This window comes from Mesorhizobium sp. M0960, from assembly GCF_040319055.1.
GTDB lineage: Bacteria > Pseudomonadota > Alphaproteobacteria > Rhizobiales > Rhizobiaceae > Mesorhizobium.
The window spans coordinates 33,024-49,832 of the sequence record NZ_JAMYNN010000026.1; the positions used below are offsets into that span (position 1 = coordinate 33,024).

The 16,809-nt window shown below is 59.8% G+C and carries 14 protein-coding genes; 7 read left to right on the forward strand and 7 right to left on the reverse strand.

Features of this window, described 5'->3' with window-relative positions:
- Nucleotides 1-5 precede the first annotated feature (5 nt).
- Genes queD through NKH63_RS28790 form a run of 6 tightly spaced genes read right to left on the reverse strand, consistent with a single transcriptional unit; the run spans nucleotide 6 to nucleotide 5,472 of the window.
- A complete protein-coding gene (gene queD / locus NKH63_RS28765) occupies nucleotides 6-359 on the reverse strand; it encodes a 6-carboxytetrahydropterin synthase QueD (protein ID WP_352919863.1) in 354 nt (117 codons plus the stop codon).
- Nucleotides 356-991, reverse strand: a complete 636-nt coding sequence (gene queE, locus NKH63_RS28770; RefSeq protein WP_352919866.1) for a 7-carboxy-7-deazaguanine synthase — start codon at nucleotides 989-991, stop codon at nucleotides 356-358. The genes queD and queE overlap by 4 nt, the downstream gene beginning before the upstream one ends.
- Nucleotides 992-996: 5 nt before the next feature.
- On the reverse strand, nucleotides 997-2,085 hold the full coding sequence (gene dbpB / locus NKH63_RS28775) for a DGQHR domain-containing protein DpdB (protein WP_352919869.1): 1,089 nt from the start codon (nucleotides 2,083-2,085) through the stop codon (nucleotides 997-999).
- Nucleotides 2,082-3,371, reverse strand: a complete 1,290-nt coding sequence (dpdA, locus tag NKH63_RS28780) for a tRNA-guanine transglycosylase DpdA (protein WP_352919913.1) — start codon at nucleotides 3,369-3,371, stop codon at nucleotides 2,082-2,084. The genes dbpB (NKH63_RS28775) and dpdA overlap by 4 nt, the downstream gene beginning before the upstream one ends.
- Nucleotides 3,371-4,510, reverse strand: coding sequence for a DGQHR domain-containing protein DpdB (gene dbpB, locus NKH63_RS28785; protein ID WP_352919871.1), 1,140 nt, complete (start codon nucleotides 4,508-4,510; stop codon nucleotides 3,371-3,373). The genes dpdA and dbpB (NKH63_RS28785) overlap by 1 nt, the downstream gene beginning before the upstream one ends.
- Nucleotides 4,507-5,472 (reverse strand): hypothetical protein, encoded by a 966-nt coding sequence (locus tag NKH63_RS28790; protein ID WP_352919874.1) that lies wholly within the window; start codon nucleotides 5,470-5,472, stop codon nucleotides 4,507-4,509. The genes dbpB (NKH63_RS28785) and NKH63_RS28790 overlap by 4 nt, the downstream gene beginning before the upstream one ends.
- An 88-nt stretch (nucleotides 5,473-5,560) precedes the next feature.
- On the opposite strand from NKH63_RS28790, the gene NKH63_RS28795 reads away from it, so the two are divergent.
- Nucleotides 5,561-5,872, forward strand: a complete 312-nt coding sequence (locus NKH63_RS28795) for a hypothetical protein (protein ID WP_352919877.1) — start codon at nucleotides 5,561-5,563, stop codon at nucleotides 5,870-5,872.
- A gap of 265 nt (nucleotides 5,873-6,137) precedes the next feature.
- Nucleotides 6,138-6,581: a hypothetical protein gene (locus NKH63_RS28800; RefSeq protein ID WP_352919880.1), complete on the forward strand. Its 444-nt coding sequence runs from the start codon at nucleotides 6,138-6,140 to the stop codon at nucleotides 6,579-6,581.
- A gap of 279 nt (nucleotides 6,582-6,860) precedes the next feature.
- Here NKH63_RS28800 and NKH63_RS28805 read toward each other — a convergent pair whose 3' ends face one another.
- Nucleotides 6,861-8,180, reverse strand: coding sequence for a DUF2130 domain-containing protein (locus NKH63_RS28805; RefSeq protein WP_352919883.1), 1,320 nt, complete (start codon nucleotides 8,178-8,180; stop codon nucleotides 6,861-6,863).
- An 89-nt stretch (nucleotides 8,181-8,269) separates the two neighbouring features.
- Between NKH63_RS28805 and NKH63_RS28810 the strand changes: the two genes are divergently transcribed.
- From NKH63_RS28810 to NKH63_RS28830, 5 genes are all read left to right on the forward strand, one after another.
- Complete coding sequence (locus NKH63_RS28810; RefSeq protein ID WP_352919886.1) at nucleotides 8,270-8,761, forward strand: M41 family metallopeptidase; 492 nt, start codon at nucleotides 8,270-8,272, stop codon at nucleotides 8,759-8,761.
- A gap of 77 nt (nucleotides 8,762-8,838) precedes the next feature.
- Nucleotides 8,839-10,761, forward strand: coding sequence for an AAA family ATPase (locus NKH63_RS28815; RefSeq protein WP_352919889.1), 1,923 nt, complete (start codon nucleotides 8,839-8,841; stop codon nucleotides 10,759-10,761).
- A 585-nt stretch (nucleotides 10,762-11,346) separates the two neighbouring features.
- A complete protein-coding gene (locus NKH63_RS28820; RefSeq protein WP_352919892.1) occupies nucleotides 11,347-12,105 on the forward strand; it encodes an ImuA family protein in 759 nt (252 codons plus the stop codon).
- Nucleotides 12,020-13,543, forward strand: coding sequence for a Y-family DNA polymerase (locus NKH63_RS28825; protein WP_352919895.1), 1,524 nt, complete (start codon nucleotides 12,020-12,022; stop codon nucleotides 13,541-13,543). The genes NKH63_RS28820 and NKH63_RS28825 overlap by 86 nt, the downstream gene beginning before the upstream one ends.
- Nucleotides 13,540-16,800, forward strand: coding sequence for an error-prone DNA polymerase (locus tag NKH63_RS28830; protein WP_352919898.1), 3,261 nt, complete (start codon nucleotides 13,540-13,542; stop codon nucleotides 16,798-16,800). Before NKH63_RS28825 ends, NKH63_RS28830 begins: the two co-directional genes overlap by 4 nt.
- Nucleotides 16,801-16,809: the final 9 nt, after the last annotated feature.

Below are 16,809 nucleotides of genomic sequence, written 5' to 3' on the forward strand. Positions count from 1 at the left end.
CCTCTTCACCCTTCGTATTCAGCCCAGCAGTCAGGCGTCTCGTAGACGACAACCGCAGACGTCTGCGGAACGGCAGGCTTGATGCGGTTCCAGATCCAGATTGCAATGTTTTCGGCAGTGGGGTTTTCCAAGCCTTCGACATCGTTGAGACAATAATGGTCGAGTTGAAGGAGCAATGGATTAAACGCCGCCTCCACGTCGAAGAAGTCGACGACGAAGCCGGTATGAGAGTCGACGGGCCCCTCGAGGCGGAGTTCGATTCGATAGGAATGACCGTGCATACGGTGACAGCGGTGCGTCAACGGAACATGGGGCAACCTGTGCGCGGCCTCGAAGGTGAACGCCTGAGTTATTTTCATCTGATTCCAAGTTGCTTGTGGGTTTGAAGGCTGAGTTGCCAACGAGGGTTCGCCAGGCAATAGGCAACTGCGTCCTGCGTATTAGATGCGCGATCAGGCCCATCCATTGGCTGGAGCAGGAAATGATCGAAGGCCAGTGCTTCAAAGCGCTGCGGTTCTGCGCCCACCTGCGGGAATACTAACTTGAGTTCGTTTCCGGTTTTAATCGCGATTTCAGTGCCTGACTTTGGACTAACGCAAACCCAGTCGATCCCTGGAGGTGGCGTAAGCGTACCGTTGGTTTCGATGGCGACCTCGAACCGCTTGTCATGCAGGGCATCGATGAGAGGCGGATCGATTTGGAGCAGGGGTTCGCCGCCTGTCAATACGACGAACCTGCGCTGGGATAGTGAGGGTGACCATTTCGCCTCGATGGCGCTAGCCAGGTCATCGCAAGTTGCAAAACGACCGCCGCCGTCGCCATCCGTGCCCACAAAATCCGTGTCGCAAAACTGGCACACGGCCTTCAGGCGATCGGCCTCCCTGCCAGACCAAAGATTGCATCCGGCGAAACGGCAAAAAACAGCAGCGCGCCCGGCCTGGCGGCCCTCACCTTGGAGGGTATAAAATATTTCCTTAACTGCGTAACTCATGCTTTTCACGCTGCCCGTGCGGATTCGGCCAGGCGTCGCTTGAGGACCTGGACTAGGTGAAGTGATAATTGGCGGACATCGGACGGAACGTTCTGGAGCCCATTCCAACGTCGGCGCTCGGCGCCGAACTCCCACTCGCCCTCGCTCCACGCGGTCTTTCCCTTTAGCAGTCGCAAGCCGCTGGCAAATTCGTCGCGCGTGGCAGCGCCCGTAACGCTGTTGAGAAAGTCCATGACATACCCGAGCGCGACAATACCCGTGCCATGAATCAACCGAGACGTCTTAGGCGTCTTACCGGCCCAATCGTCTGCAAAGACGTGTTGCACTGCATGGTAGAACTCGCTCATCATTGTGACGCCCTGATCAAGCAAAAGCTTGTCTTCGCCGGCGTAAAGGCGCAGAGCCCCGTCACTCAGCGAGTTCATGATAACCCGCTGCAGCACCGTGTCCCGGATAACTCCCTTTGGGTTGGTTTGCTGCTTGATCAAACCTCTCAGCGACGACCCCTTGCGATAATTAAGCGCCTCAGTAGCAAGTGCGGCCTGTGATCGGCTGGACATGCGGTGCGGCAGATCTCCCACTTTGGGAAGCAGTTCGTAAACCAGGGCCTTTGGCAGCGGGCGGGTGTTATTGACGAGGATGAACTGCTTTTGCAATTCCTCCTCGGTCTCGCATAGGAAGCCCGACACGAGCACCTCAAAATCACGGCTTCGCAGTTCCGAAAGCGCCGTAAAGCGCTGTTGTCCATCAACGATCCAACCGGGCGGGCCCTTGGACGTATCGATGACCAGTTGACAGAGGCGACTTTCCGGATTCGTCGCCGGCTCTAACCAAGCATGCCCCATGAAGGCGACCACGATGGCATTGGGCAAGATCGAGTTCGGCTTTTCGAGATAGTCACGGATTTCACGAATGTGGCCCGCGATCTGCGGCCGCTGAAATCCCTGGAGCGCCCCGCCATCATCGCGACCCGCCCGCTCAATTCGAGCAATGCGAGCGATTTCTACAGCATTTGCAATGAAGGTGAAGACTGTCAGTTTCTGGCTCTGAACCGGCGCCAGCGCATCAAACCGAAGAAAATGTTGAGTATTCATACGCTCTCCTGCCGGAATTCGCTCAAGTGGGTGTGAAAGACGTGTAGGTTGTGAATTCCGCGGCGCTTGTTGCGATTTGAGGTGCGGAAGATTACGGCCTCCACGCCGCTCTCCCGACAAACTCGACAGCTACACCGCTCCCAGGGTCGGTCGCCAAGAGTGTGGGCGTAGACCTTGCGCTGGCGGGTTGCGGCGTCGGCCCGGCGACTGGGCGACGCCTCGTCGTGCCAGTTCAACGCTGCCCAATACTCCATCACGGCATCAAGGCTTTGATCGAGAGTTGCACCACCGTCAGCGTAAGCGCGAACGCCACGAAGTGCGGCGTCTTCAAGACGCCTCGCATCTTCCTGGTTGAGGCTGCCCTCCAGCGCCTTATGCTTGAGCTTGTTGTTCTGGGTAGCCTGCGGAATACGAATTGCGGTGTAGTATGACAGGTCGCCGTCGGCCGTCCGCACCCAGTAATTCTTCCGGGCATCTTTGAAGGCGCGCAAGAGCGGAGACGTCGTATCGAAACTGGTTACGTGATACTGTTCCAGTACGGCCAGTTCCTCGATTTTCCCGAAACCAAGGAGATGAAGTCGCACCCGATCGGGGAGAGTCTCACGGAGCGCTTGTAAGACCCGGCGGATCTGATCGATCCTCAACGGCACAGTGCCGCCGATGGCTAAGTAGTCGTATCCCATGCTGGCTAGGTTGCGGGCAGCCCGCGCCATACTCTCAGCCGACCATCCCTGTATTACGCCCATTGGCGTAAAGCCTGGGCCCACGCCTGCGGCGGATTTGTAGAACTCGGTCGCATTCTGAAGAGTGATTTCGTAGCGACGACGCACATCCTCTGGCACGTCATCCAAGGTCCGCGTCAAACCCACATCGTCAAAGTCAAAGATAAGGTGATCGGGCGAACAGCCGTGCGTGAAGCCGCCGTCAGCATAGAATTCCGCGGTGTCGTCGGCGCTGTACGGCGGCTCCGGTAGATTCCGATAGGTGAAGGCGCCGCAGTCGCCCATCATCAGGCTTCCCGGAAATCGATCGAGCGGATAGCGCAGAAAGCGTCGGGCGCCCTCGCGACGAAAGCGCATCAATTGTGCTTCCGAATATTTTCCTGGCTGCCGCGCGTCGCCTACAATGCCGCGGGAAACTAGGATGCCGTCATACGGTGCATGTTCGAGGAACTCGTGAGGGTACTGGTCATCGCGGTGAACTGATCGGCCGGCGCCGTTGCGATCCGCGACGAAGTCATACTCAGGGTCGATCGTATCGACGCTGTCTGCGAAAACAAATTGCATCACGCGACCTTTGCAAAGGCATGCATGTGGTCAAGGCGCGCTAGATGCCCAGACAACAATTTGATGTCGCGTCCGACGTTCTGAATTTCATTCCAGTCGCGTTGCAACTCTGCCCATCTGCCGCTGGTCCAGCGACAGTATGGAGCGATGCGCGTCAGGGACTCGGTCGCGTGGAGCAGCAGGTCCGTGCCAGGAGCGGCGCGAGACATCATGCGGTCCATCAACAGGCTCATCGCCTCGATCCCAGCCGAATGCATAAGCCGGCTTTCGGTTGGTGGACGACCCCACGCCTCAGGAAAGACGAGGCGCACAGCAGTCCAGTAAGCGACAAGTGTGCGGTACATTGCATCGACATCGGCGGGATATTCGGGAGTGGCTTTGTACGGAGCGAGAGCGCCAAGAGCGCTGTTGATGCTGTTACGAATCGCTTTGATCAATGCTGAGTCCGTGATCACGGCGATCGCCGAATCTTCAGAAAGCCTTCTGATAAGGCCTTGGAAGGGAGAATCAGGAGAGGTTTGGAGGAGATTGACGAGTTCGCTCGGGATTTTCCGAGACGACAAGTCACGCGGAAAGGCTGTGTCCACTTCTGGGAGCAGTTCGTTGATTAGCCGCGGATCGAGTGGCTTGGCCTTGTTGACCAAGATGAACTGTTCGCGATGGACGGACAGTTCTTCCGATACAAACGCGACGACAGGAACCGGAAAGCTCTTGTTCCGAGCTTGCGACAGGGCAATCGAACGCTGCTGGCCGTCGACAATCCAAGCCGCCTTTGGGCCGTCGTTCGGAAGCGGGATTCGCAATGTTCCGGCCTCGCACGACTTTACGTCGCCGCCGGGCTTTTCGCCCCGCGTCTGGGTGAAACGCGCTCGCGGCGAAAGCGCGAGAATGATAGCGTTTGGGAATAGTACAGGCCCCTGATCAAGAAACTCCGTGATCGCTTGAACGTGGCTCTTAATGCCTTTGCGCTGAAATCCCTGCAACGACCCTTCGCTGTCGCGGTGAACGCGGCTGATCTCCGCAAACTTGAGAAGATCGGCGCCGGTGACAAAGAATGCATAGACAGCCTTGTCGGCCTGTTGGGTACGGACGGCGCGAACAGCCAGCATTGCTTCCTTGATCCTTCGAGGGCGGCTCATGCTGCTTCCATTTGCTCCATAGCAGTGCTGTAGAGACGGCTGAACCGCGATTGCTCGCACGCAACCCCCTCTTCATCCCGAAGTGCGCGGAGGATTCTTGCAATACCTGATTGCGTATGAAGCCGTGCCAAAATTAGCTGGAGAATCTCCGCGTCATTGCGGCGCGGCCGGCGCGGGCGTTCGGGGGCCGCCACCCCGCTCATTGCCGCCTCCACGGCTGCATAGTCGGCACCCCGGTCATATGAGCTGCGGTTGATCGCCACCAACCGAGCAAAGTGGAGCAAGGCTCGTTGAGAAAAGTCGGCGCGGGTACCTGGCAAGATCGCATCCAATCGATCGTCGTACGGCGCAAGCGATGGGTGGAGTGAAGCCGGTAAGGCTGGTGCAAGAGACGCGCCGAAGATTCGCAATCGCGCCAAGGCTTGAGGTCCCAGTTCACTGAGGCTTTTGCCCACCATCTCGGCATAAGGACGGGTGAGTGCTATCAGCACCCGCCCTGGACCTTGGCCGAACGCATCGATCCATCGATCCGAATGCGGACCTGATAGCAGGCTGGAAAACCAAGCGTCGACATCGAAATCACCTGAGACCCGGGCGGCGACAGACTCTGCGTATCCGCTGGAGACTGTGAGTCCATAAAGGGGGACTTGCCGGTCGGCGGCCACCAGGCCCAATCCGGCAGAAATGATGTAGAGTTTGGCCTCAGCGATCTCTGCTGCCTGGGTCGCAAGTCCAAACCCTCGACCAGCATAGAGTGCGCTGGCGGGGGATTCTGGCGGTAACGCGCGTAGCTTTTCTATCCAAGCAGTTTGGATGGCGTGTTGCGAACCAATTGGCAAAGAAACTGGCGTTGCGGCGAAAGGTGGTCTGGTCTTCTTTCGAAGAGCGCAGATAGTGACGACCACGGTGGCAGGTATGCTCGCGACACCGCTATCCAGCCCGACATTTGTCGTCAGTTTCATCGATAACTGCGCCTCAAATGACGTTGGCTGATTTCGCGCAAACGGAAGTTTTCCTGCAATTAGTGCGTCGGATAGGACACACCACAACATGCAGACATTAGCACAATTGCGCTCAAACAGCTACAGGAAATTGCCCGTGTTTCGATTTGAGGGCCGAATAACTGCTGGTCTTGTGACGCCTTCGTGTTTGAGGGCTGCAGTTATTGGGGCATTGAAGCGCAATTTCGACGGCGAAACCGTCGGCCCGAGTGCCGCCAGCAGTTTCAGCCGGCAAACCAAGGGCGCCGCACAAGAAGTCAGTTTCGGCGAGCAAGCACTCTGCTCTCAGGCTTCACACCTTAGATTCCGAACTGAAGTTGCTGCCATCATCAGCGACTTCCTCGCCAAGCGGGGAAAATGACACTCCGGTCGCGGCGAAGAACGCCCCGAAGTCAGCGCCGAAGTTCCCGCGAGGATTGACTCTCAAGCCCCATTCCAAAATCCACCATGGCCTCAGGAAGTCTTGTTGCCGTAGGTTGGAGGAATTCCTTCTGTTCACTCTGGCTAATGTACGCTGCCGTCCGAGACTCGAATCCGTGCGCGTGCGGATTGTCGGGGTTGGCAGCTTGCCCACAAGGCGATTAGCTGATCAGGCTCACCGGGGTCAGGCAATAGGAGGAAAGCCGATGTACACGATTGACGGATTGGGAGCGAAGACCTTGGAGCAGCGCGACACAATCTATCGAAATTGCATCCGTCAAGGAGGTCCAGAGGCCGACGCGATAATCGAGATGCTCAAGGCGACAGGATTGCCGTATGTGAAGGACAAGTCTCTGGCAGATGGCGATCCAATCTATAGGAAGATGGAAATCATCATCAATAATCCGGTAAACGTGGAGAAGATGCTGGATGCGGTGGCAAAGGGCCGCCCGCCACTTGAAGCCGTCGATCCGCTGATTGCCGCTGGACTTGGCATCGACTACGGGTCCCATAACGAAGGCACCGTCACCGCCGGCTACTTGGTCGGCCAGAAAATGTACGCTCTCGGTTATGAGAAGATGCCCGCCTTACCGCTAGTGGGATGCGTGGCGAAAACGGCTACCATGTTCAGGAAAAAGAAGGCGGGCTGAACGCTTGGCCGTCGCGCCGCATGACTGCGTCTTCCATGACTCGTCCGCCTCGATTACCGGTCCACCTCCACATGCCTTTTATCCGCGCGCGGAAATCGGCCCCTACCTGCCGTGCCTGTGAGCGCGGGGTCTGACCGGCCGCAGCGATCGGGCCGACGACGATTACCTCGGGTGCGGCGGGCTTCTTTTGCTTACGCTATCCGAGGAGTCCGATTGGTATGTCTGGGGAAGCCGCTCCAGATTGCCAATCGTTTTCCTGTTGAGCTGCATACCGATTGCCTATTCGGCACCGGGCGGAGATGCTTCTATGGCCAGCACCTCCAAGGCCTCAATCTCCTGCATCACCTTTCCAGCGATGCCTTGCAAATCGCCGTACATGCCGACGGTCGACTCGATTACGCCTTGTATTTGAGCCTCCCGCTTGGCCCACAGGCGTGTTGTGGCCTTGCGTTCCCTGGCCAGGTCCTCCTGCATATCAGAGAACTTTTCGACGATGGCCTCGACGCGATGGCGGAACCGCGGACCGGTCAGATAGCCATAGACCTGCTCCATTTTGGTGGCTTGGCCGTCCTGGGCGAGGCGGGAGTTCGCCAGCTCGATGAGGGATTGTCGCAGCATGATTGCGATCGGCATCGCGCATTTGGGATGGGCGACATAGACCCCGTCCAAAAGATCGAAGGTTTCCACACCGGGAGGCAGAGCTTCCGAGATCATAAGCGCAATGTCCGCCTTTGCGGCCCGCTGATCAGCCCTGAGCTTCCCCAACCAACCCTGGCTCCAGTTCTTGGTGCGTTTCGATTCCCACAAAATGGCGCCGCATGGCTGGCCGGCCGGTCCGACCACGCGGTGCAGGACATCTCCGCCGAACTCACCCTTGGCAACCGGTTCAATGACGTCCATCGGGAACCGGCCGGCAATGAGGGCTTCCAGCTCAAGCTCCAGAACTTCACCCTGCAGCTGCTGGGAACCCTGTTCCGCACGGCGCTTCAGCTCCTCAATCTGACGCTGCATGCCGGCGATCTGTTCTTCCTTTTCCGCGACCTTCATTTTGAGACCGTCTTCCGCTTCCGACCTCGCCTTGACGCGAACGGCGTCCAGCCCCTCCTGGATCTTCCTTTCGATGGTCAGCGCCATCTCCCGCTTTTCGTCGTCAAGCGCACGCTGCTTTTTCAGGAATTCCGCCTGTTGTTGCTGGGCCTCGGTGAGCTTTTCGTCGCGCGCTTTCAACGTCGCCTCCAGCTCGGCAAGCTTCTTATCCTTGTCCTCCAGGTCTACCGAAAGCAGCAATTTTGCCTTGCGGGCTTCCTCGACCGCGATTCCGGCACGCTCAAGCTTGATTTGCTCAGCCACCTGGTTGGCGATGTCCTCTTTGGCGGCGACGATCTCGGCCTGCTGGCGCTTGAGCTCCTCTTCTCTGGCAGCCATCGATGCCTTGCTCTGCGCCAGGCGCATTTCGTATTCTTCACGCGTGGCGGCAATCAAAGGGGCCGCGAGCGACTCATTGAGCTTGATTTCCGTCTTGCAGCTTGGGCAGCTGATTGTCGGTTCATTGAGAATCCTGTCCCCCTGCAGCATGGTATTGATGGGCTGGACGGTCATCTGCGCGCTGCCTCCCTGAGGAATCAGTTAAAGGACACGCCAGACTATATCTCGCCACGCGTTTTCGGAAAAGAACAAAGAGTGAACTGATGGGTTATCCCCGCCGCAAAGCTAGGGGAGGCGCGCTTCTTACACCTGTTTTGTGGAATGATCGCCTGCGCGAGCGGCGGCAACTTCAGCCTCGACTCGATTGCTGCGGAGGTCGATTACCTCTGGGCGGGCTTGCCGCCGAGGAGGTCCTGCTCGGCGCGAAATCCGCTGCCGGAGGCGGCACGCGCGGGTCGGACCTGACGTTCGAGGCTTCTTACGGGCTTGGTGAACGCCTAGCTTACATCGCCGCCGACAACGAGGGCGACCTGTTCACGGCCATGCGGTTCGACCGTGGCCTTCAGGAGCGGGTCGACAGGGTGCTGCTGGAACAGTTCGAGCGAGCGAAGCGCATCGTTGGAGAGCGGCGGACGGAGGTGGAGCGGATTGCAGAAGCGCTGTTCGCCAAGGGGGCTCTGTCGGCCGAAGAGATCAAAGAGGTTGTCGAGCTGCAGCCGAGGCTACAGCTCGAGTTGGGAAAGAGGGCAGTATAGTAGTCATCCCGGCACGCAAGTTGCCTTTCCTTTCAGATATACAATCATGTAAAGACTACGGGGCGAGGGGACAGAACATGAAGCTTAATAGGTACAAGGTCACGAACTTCCGTTCGGTCGTCGACAGCGGGTGGGTGGATGCGGAACAAGTCACAGCGCTGATCGGCGTCAACGAATCCGGCAAGACGAATCTCTTGCTGCCGCTTTGGAAATTGAACCCCGCAAGGGAGGGGGAGCTCAAACCTACCTCAGATTATCCCAAAGGGAATTATGCTGCTGTTCGCGCCAACCCGGGGAACTTCCGTTTCGTTGCGGCGGAATTCGACGTCTCCGAGCACGCCGGCAAGCTTTCGGAAATGACCGCAGTCGGCCGGGAGTACCTGGATGTTGTCGAGGTCAGCCGATATTTTGACGGCCGGCATGAGATTGCGTTTCCGAAACACAAGCCGCAGACGGACGCGGCATCGGAGGAAATTCAGAAAGCCATCGAAGAGGCCAAGAACGAGATCGCGGCGATTTCCCCGCTCGCGAAGGAATCTTCCCTGAAGCCGGAAATGCTCAAATCGCTTGTGGAGGCGAACGAGAGTGTGAAATCGCAGGAAAGATGGTCGTCAACAGGCATTGCCGAGGTGGCGGCCAAGCTAGAAACAGCGATCCCCGAAACTCCGGCACCCACCAGCTCGATAGTACCCAGGTTCCAGCAACTGTTGGACGCGTTGAAAGCGAAAAGAGGCAGATTTCGCGTTCTATTCAGTTTCGTGACGTTGCATCCTGAGGAAATCCTCGAACTCGGCCTGGATTTCAAGGATCCCCAGGGTCGTCAGCCGAACCCGACCGAAATCGCAGAAATCGCGACCAAGAAGCGTGACCGGACAATCCTGCTGAATTCGGCCGGGACCGATCTCACCAAGAGGTTCCGGGACTGGTGGAAACAGGGAAATTACACATTTGAGTTCCAGGCGGACGGCGATCATTTTCGAATTTGGGTGAGCGACAGCAAGCGCCCTGAAAAGGTTGAGCTCGAAGACAGGAGTAGTGGACTGCAATGGTTCCTGAGCTTCTATCTCATATTCCTGGTCGAAAGCAGCCGCGATCACCGCGACGCAATTTTGCTGCTCGATGAGCCAGGGCTGTCGCTGCATCCGCTGGCCCAACGCGACCTCTCGGCGTTCTTCGAAAACCTCTCTGGAACCAACCAAATCGTCTACACGACGCATTCCCCCTTTCTGGTCGACGCAGATTCGCTCGACCGCGCTCGCAAAGTCTATGTTGGCGACGATGGTTCGACCAAAGCCTCGGCCGACTTGCGAAGGGGTAACGATGATCCGCGCAAGAACGGGGCTACTTACGCGATCTATTCGGCTCTGAATATGAACGTCGCCGAGAGTATTCTGCTCGGCTGCCATCCGGTAATAGTGGAGGGGCCTTCAGACCAGCATTACCTGGCGACCATCAAGGCGCTGCTGATCGGCGGCAAGAAGATCAGCCCGAAGCGAGAGTTGGTGTTCCCGCCGTCCCACGGCGCCAAGAACGCAAAGGTCGTCGCCAGCATTCTGACAGGGCGCGACGAAATCCTTCCTGTGATGATCTTTGACGGCGACGAAGCCGGGCGGAAGATGGCTCGCGACATGGAGAACGGCCTTTATCAAAACGCAAAGGAACGGGTTCTTTCGACCGACAAATACGTCGGCTTCGCGAATTCGGAAATCGAGGATCTCTTCCCGCCAACCTTTCTTGCGGAGGTGATTGACCGCTGGGAACGTGGACGCGGAGCCGACAAAGTTTTCGCCGACGTCGTGGAGCCTGGGAAGCCAATTGTTCCGCAGATCGAAACCTGGGCATCGTCGCAAGAGATTGGGCTGCCTGAAGGTTGGAAAGTCGATGTTGCGCGACTGGCAAAGAAGCGCGCACTGTCACGCGGGGTTGAAAAATTCGAAAAGGAATTCGTCGACCGCTGGACGGAGTTGTTCAACGATTTCCAAGCTATGGAACCCGAATAGACCCTAACTTTGTGAAGTTCTCGAACCTGATCGTGCTTGCTTCGGCGGTCGGCACGGAGGACTATTTCTCATTGGCAACAATGGGGGAGAGGACAGGCCACAATGAGTGAATTTCATAACCCGATGATAGTGAGACGCGGAGGCATGCTGTTCAGCGCAAATTGTGCGCCACCTGAGGGGAAAATCTCGATTCTGCTGGAAGCTGGGATTAACATGGTCCGTCAAGCTGGGGTGAAATCCAATGAGATTCCCTCTGGTGAAGACGGTTCGAGGTCTGTATCCCGCCTTCCATGATTGGGATTGAGTTCTCCATCGCCTCACGCAACTCCTGGATCAGGACGGCATCGCCCGCGAGGAGCAAGATTTGTCCGGTATCATCCTGCAGTTCGAAAACGGCACTGAGTCCGAAATATGCTACAATTCTCGGACACCCGTGGCGCCTAAAACTCCAAAATGGAACTCGCATTTTCGCATTGAAGGATTCGAACGCCTTCCGCAGGGGCACGACATCATCCCGGTTGACTCTTAGCCAAGACGAGAACAAATGTAGAACATATCACAGGCTTTCCGCGTTTCAAGGGTCAGATGAGTGTATCGGCGCCCCATGCTGCCATTTCCGAGCTTCGAGACCGCATTGCGCGTCTCGAAGGTGGAAATGCACGCGGGCGTACGGTTTTGCCGTTCGGAGTCGCCGCGATTGACAGGGTTCTGCCGGGAGGGGGATTGGCTTTTGGCGGTCTGCACGAGGTCGCGGGTGGCGGAAATGGCTCCGTCGATGGCGCAGCCGCGGCACTCTTCGCCGCCGGTATTGCCTCGCGCACGGTGGGCAAGGTGCTGTGGTGCGTTACCCGGCCCGACCTGTTCGCGCCGGCGATCGAACAGGCGGGCCTTCCTCCGGGACGAGTGATCTATGTCGAAGCCGGCGACGAAAAATCCGTTCTCGCCTGTTTCGAAGAGGGTCTTCGCGGAGGTTTTGGCGCTGTCGTTGCCGAGATAGCCCGGCTTTCGATGACGGCCTCACGGCGGCTTCAACTCGCCGCCGAAAGCTCCGGCGCCATCGGCATCGCCATTCGCCGCTGGCGGCGACAGACTGAAGCAACCGATTTTGGCCAGCCAACCGCCGCCGAGACACGCTGGCGGGTGTCGGTCCTGCCGTCGACACCGCTGCCTGTTCAGGGAGTCGGGCGTGCGCGGTGGCAGCTCGAACTGATCCGATGCCGCGCAGGAGAGAGTGCAGATTTTACAGTGGAGGCTTGCGATGCCAAGGGTCGTATCGCTCTTCCTTCCGATGTGGCCGACAGACCGCTTCAGAAGGAAATCGAGCGACGCCGCGCCTCCGCCTGAGACGCCGCTCGTCCTCATCGGCCGCGACGGCCGCCGCCGTGTTGTGCTTGCCGCTGATGGTGCAGCACACGCAGCCGGTCTGCGTATCGGCATGCCGGCGAGCAAGGCGCAGGCTCTCATCCCGGGTCTCGCGATTCATGACGCTGAGCCCGAGGCCGACGAAATCGCGCTCGAGCGGTTGGCGCTGTGGGCGCTGCGCCGCTACGCTCCGATCGTCGCTGCTGATCCACCGGACGGCATTGTCATCGATACGACCGGCGCCGACCATCTGCATGGCGGCGAGGCGGCGATGCTCACGGAGATGGTCGAGCGGCTTGGCGCATCGGGCTTTGCTGCACGCTGCGCGGTCGCCGATAGCTGGGGAGCAGCCCACGCACTGGCCCGCTTCGGTACACGGCAGACGCTTGTGGTTCCATCCGGCTCCATTGCACAAGCGATCTTGCCTTTGCCGATCGCTGCGCTCCGCCTTCCCGCCGCGACGATCGATAGCCTGAGACGGCTTGGCTTCGAGACAATCGCGGATCTCGCGGGCACGCCGCGCGCATCGCTCGCCTTGCGTTTTGGACCGGAGCCCGGCCGCCGCCTCGACCAGGCCTTTGGACGAGTGAGCGAACCGATCGAGCCGATCCGGCCGCAGGAAATCGTCGAAGTGCGCCGCAATTTTGCCGAGCCGATCGGCGCGGCAGAAACAATTGCGCGCTATACCGGCAAGCTGGTCGCTGAACTGTGCGCCTCACTCGAGACGCGAGGGCTTGGCGCGCGCCGGCTCGATCTTCTGTTCTTCCGCGTCGACAATCGCATCGAGGCGATCCGTGTCGGCACGGCAATGCCGGTGCGTGACACGAAGCGCTTGACCCGGCTTCTCACCGATAAGATCGAGACCATCGATCCCGGGTTCGGCATCGAGCTGATGCGGCTTGCCGCGACCGTTGCCGAGCCGCTGCGGGCCAAGCAGATGATTTCCGCGCTCGCCGAAGCGCCCGAACCCGATGTCTCGGATGTGATCGACATCCTGGCCAACCGTGTCGGCGAGGACCGGCTCTATCGCTTCGCCCCGGTGCAGAGCGACGTTCCCGAACGCTCGGTTCAACGTGTTGCGCCGATGGCGCCCGATACCGGTGAAGGCTGGCCCGGCCATTGGCCGCGTCCGTCGCGGCTGCTGCCGCGGCCCGAGCCGATCGAGACGGTCGCACTCCTTCCCGACCATCCGCCCGTGACCTTCACTTGGCGCGGGGTGCGCCGCCGCGTGAAACGGGCGGACGGCCCGGAACGCGTGTTCGGGGAATGGTGGAAGCGCGACGCCGAGCTCGCGGCGGTGAGGGACTATTTTCACGTCGAGGACGAGAACGGCGAACGCTACTGGGTCTTCCGTGCCGGCGACGGCGAAGACGCCGCGACCGGATCGCATAAATGGTTCATGCACGGGATCTTCGGATGACTGGCTCAACCCGATATGCCGAGCTGCAGGTCACGTCGCATTTCTCGTTCCTGCGTGGAGCATCATCCTGCGAGGAGCTGTTTGCGCAGGCGGCACTGCTCGGCATCGAGGCGCTCGCTGTCGTCGATCGCAATTCGCTTGCCGGCATCGTGCGCGCGCATGAAGCGGCGAAAACGACAGGCGTCCGGCTGATCGTCGGCTGCCGTCTCGATCTCGCCGACGGCATGTCGATCCTGGCCTATCCAACCGATCGACCGGCTTATTCGCGGCTCTGCCGCCTGCTGTCGCTCGGCAAGGGCAGGGCCGGCAAAGCAAAATGCCATCTCGATTGGGATGATGTCGTCGCCTATGGCGAAGGTCTGATCGCGATCCTGGTGCCCGACCACGCCGATGATCTTTGTGCCGTTCGTTTGCGGCGGCTGCGCGAGATCTTCGGCGATCGCGCCTATCTGGCGCTCACCTTGCGCAGGCGCCCGAACGACCAGCTCCGGCTTTACGAGCTGGCTAACCTGGCGGCCGCGATGGGGGTGCGAACCGTCGTTACCAATGACGTGCTTTTCCACGAGCCGGCCCGCCGCATGATGCAGGATGTCGTCACCTGCATTCGCCACAACGTCACCATCGATGACGCCGGCTTCCGCCGCGAACGTCATGCCGACCGCTATCTCAAACCGGGCGATGAAATGGCGCGGCTGTTCAGCCGTTATCCTGAGGCCCTGGCGCGCACCGTCGAAATCGCCGGCCGCTGCCGGTTCTCGCTCGACGAGCTCGCCTATCAATACCCCGAGGAAAAAACGATGCCGGGCCTCACGGCGCAGCAGGCGCTGGAAAAACTGACCTGGGAAGGTGCGGCCCGCCGTTACCCCGAGGGCTTGCCCGACAAGGTGTTCAAGATCCTGAAGCACGAGCTGCGGCTGATCCAGACGCTCAAATATGCGCCGTACTTCCTGACGGTCAACTCGATCGTTCGCTTCGCCCGCAGCCAGGACATCCTCTGCCAGGGCCGCGGCTCGGCCGCCAATTCAGCGGTCTGCTATGTGCTCGGCATCACCTCCATCGATCCCGAACGCAACAACCTTCTGTTTGAGAGGTTCGTCTCCCAAGAGCGGCGCGAGCCGCCCGACATCGATGTCGATTTCGAGCATGAACGGCGCGAGATCGTCATGCAGTGGGTCTACGAGACCTACGGTCGCGATCACGCAGCACTTTGCTCCACCGTTATCCGCTACCGCACCAAGGGCGCCGTCCGCGATGTCGGCAAGGCGCTCGGCCTGCCCGAGGACATGACCAAACTCCTGTCTTCGCAGGTCTGGGGCCACGGTGAGGCGGTCGATGAGCAGCGCGCCCGCGAGCTCAACCTCAATCTCGGCGACCGGCGGCTGCGCCTGACCCTCGAACTCGCCGCGCAACTTGCCGGCATGCCGCGCCACCTCTCGCAGCATCCGGGCGGCTTCGTCCTGACGCATGATCGCCTCGACGATCTCGTGCCGATCGAACGGGCGGCGATGAAGGATCGCCAGGTCGTGGAATGGGACAAGGACGATATCGACGCCCTCAAATTCATGAAGGTGGATGTCCTGGCCCTGGGGATGCTCACCTGCATGAAGAAGTCATTCGATCTCCTGTCCGAGCACAAGGGCGTTGCTCTCGACCTGGCGACGATCCCGGCCGAGGATCCACGCACCTATGCGATGATCCGCAAAGCAGACACGCTTGGCGTCTTCCAGATCGAATCCCGCGCGCAGATGTCGATGCTGCCGCGCATCAAGCCGCGCACCTTCTACGACCTGGTCATCGAGGTCGCTATCGTCCGTCCCGGCCCGATCCAGGGCGACATGGTCCATCCCTACCTTCGCCGGCGCGATGGCACGGAGGAGGTGACGTTTCCCACGCCGGAGCTCGAGCGTGTTCTCGGCAAGACGCTCGGCGTGCCGCTGTTTCAGGAGCAGGCGATGCAGGTCTCCATGGTCTGCGCCGGCTTTTCCGCCGGCGAGGCCGACCAGCTGCGGCGCGCCATGGCCACCTTCAAGCACACTGGCGGCGTCTCGAAATTCCGCGACAAGCTGATCAACGGGATGATCGCCCACGCCTACACCCCGGAGTTTGCCGAAAAGACCTTCTCGCAACTCGAAGGGTTCGGCAGCTACGGCTTCCCCGAAAGCCACGCCGCCTCCTTCGCGCTGATCGCCTACGCCTCATCCTGGATGAAGTGCTGGCATCCGGATGTCTTCTGTGCCGCGTTGCTGAATTCGCAGCCGATGGGTTTTTATCTGCCGGCCCAGATCGTGCGCGACGCTCGCGATCATGGCGTCGAGGTGCGTCCGGTCTGCGTCAATGCCAGCCGCTGGGATTGCACGCTGGAGCCGACCAATGCCGAAGATCGCTTCGCTGTCCGCCTCGGCCTGCGCATGGTGAAGGGTCTCGCCAATGATGACGCGGCCGCGATCATTGCTTCGCGGGCCGATGAGCCCTTCCTCTCGGTCGACGATCTGTGGCGCCGCGCCGGCGTGCCGGCGGCTTCACTTGTCCAGCTCGCCGAGGCGGACGCCTTTCTGCCGGATATGAATCTTGCCCGCCGCGACGCGCTCTGGGCGATCAAGGCGCTACGCGATGAACCTTTGCCGCTGTTCGCGGCCGCCACGTCCCGTGATCAGAAAACGGTGCCTGAGATCCACGACCCTGTCATCACGCTGAGGCCAATGACTGCAGGACGCGAAGTGGTCGAGGATTACGGTCATGTCGGGCTGACCTTGCGTAGCCACCCTATGTCGTTCCTGCGTGCCGATCTTCGTCGCCGTCGCATCGTGACCTGTCAGGAGGCCATGCAGGAGCGAGACAGAAGCTGGGTCCAGGCCGCAGGCCTGGTGCTGGTCCGGCAGCGGCCGGGATCGGCCAAAGGCGTGATGTTCCTCACCATGGAGGATGAGACGGGCGCCGCAAACGTCGTCGTCTGGGTCAAAGTGTTCGAGAAATTCCGGCGCGTGCTTCTCTCCTCCGCCATGCTCGGCGTGCGCGGCCGCATCCAGCGAGAAGGGCAGGTGGTGCATCTCGTCGCCCATGAGTTGACCGATCTTTCGGCCGAACTCGCCAGCGTCGGAAGCCGCGACACGCCATTTCCATTGCCACACGGCCGCGGTGACGAGGCCCATTATGGCGGATCGGGCATCGATCCGCGCGGCATGCCGAAAACGCGCGATATCGTCGATCCCTACGAGCACATCGACCGCATCAAGGTGAAGACGCGGGATTTCCGATAGAGCTGCAGC

Coding starts and splice junctions, on each gene's coding strand:
- queD (WP_352919863.1), bottom strand. CDS start 359: ATGAAAATAACTCAGGCGTTCACCTTCGAGGCCGCGCACAGGTTGCCC.
- queE (WP_352919866.1), bottom strand. CDS start 991: ATGAGTTACGCAGTTAAGGAAATATTTTATACCCTCCAAGGTGAGGGC.
- dbpB (WP_352919869.1), bottom strand. CDS start 2,085: ATGAATACTCAACATTTTCTTCGGTTTGATGCGCTGGCGCCGGTTCAG.
- dpdA (WP_352919913.1), bottom strand. CDS start 3,371: ATGCAATTTGTTTTCGCAGACAGCGTCGATACGATCGACCCTGAGTAT.
- dbpB (WP_352919871.1), bottom strand. CDS start 4,510: ATGAGCCGCCCTCGAAGGATCAAGGAAGCAATGCTGGCTGTTCGCGCC.
- NKH63_RS28790 (WP_352919874.1), bottom strand. CDS start 5,472: ATGAAACTGACGACAAATGTCGGGCTGGATAGCGGTGTCGCGAGCATA.
- NKH63_RS28795 (WP_352919877.1), top strand. CDS start 5,561: ATGCAGACATTAGCACAATTGCGCTCAAACAGCTACAGGAAATTGCCC.
- NKH63_RS28800 (WP_352919880.1), top strand. CDS start 6,138: ATGTACACGATTGACGGATTGGGAGCGAAGACCTTGGAGCAGCGCGAC.
- NKH63_RS28805 (WP_352919883.1), bottom strand. CDS start 8,180: ATGACCGTCCAGCCCATCAATACCATGCTGCAGGGGGACAGGATTCTC.
- NKH63_RS28810 (WP_352919886.1), top strand. CDS start 8,270: ATGGGTTATCCCCGCCGCAAAGCTAGGGGAGGCGCGCTTCTTACACCT.
- NKH63_RS28815 (WP_352919889.1), top strand. CDS start 8,839: ATGAAGCTTAATAGGTACAAGGTCACGAACTTCCGTTCGGTCGTCGAC.
- NKH63_RS28820 (WP_352919892.1), top strand. CDS start 11,347: ATGAGTGTATCGGCGCCCCATGCTGCCATTTCCGAGCTTCGAGACCGC.
- NKH63_RS28825 (WP_352919895.1), top strand. CDS start 12,020: ATGCCAAGGGTCGTATCGCTCTTCCTTCCGATGTGGCCGACAGACCGC.
- NKH63_RS28830 (WP_352919898.1), top strand. CDS start 13,540: ATGACTGGCTCAACCCGATATGCCGAGCTGCAGGTCACGTCGCATTTC.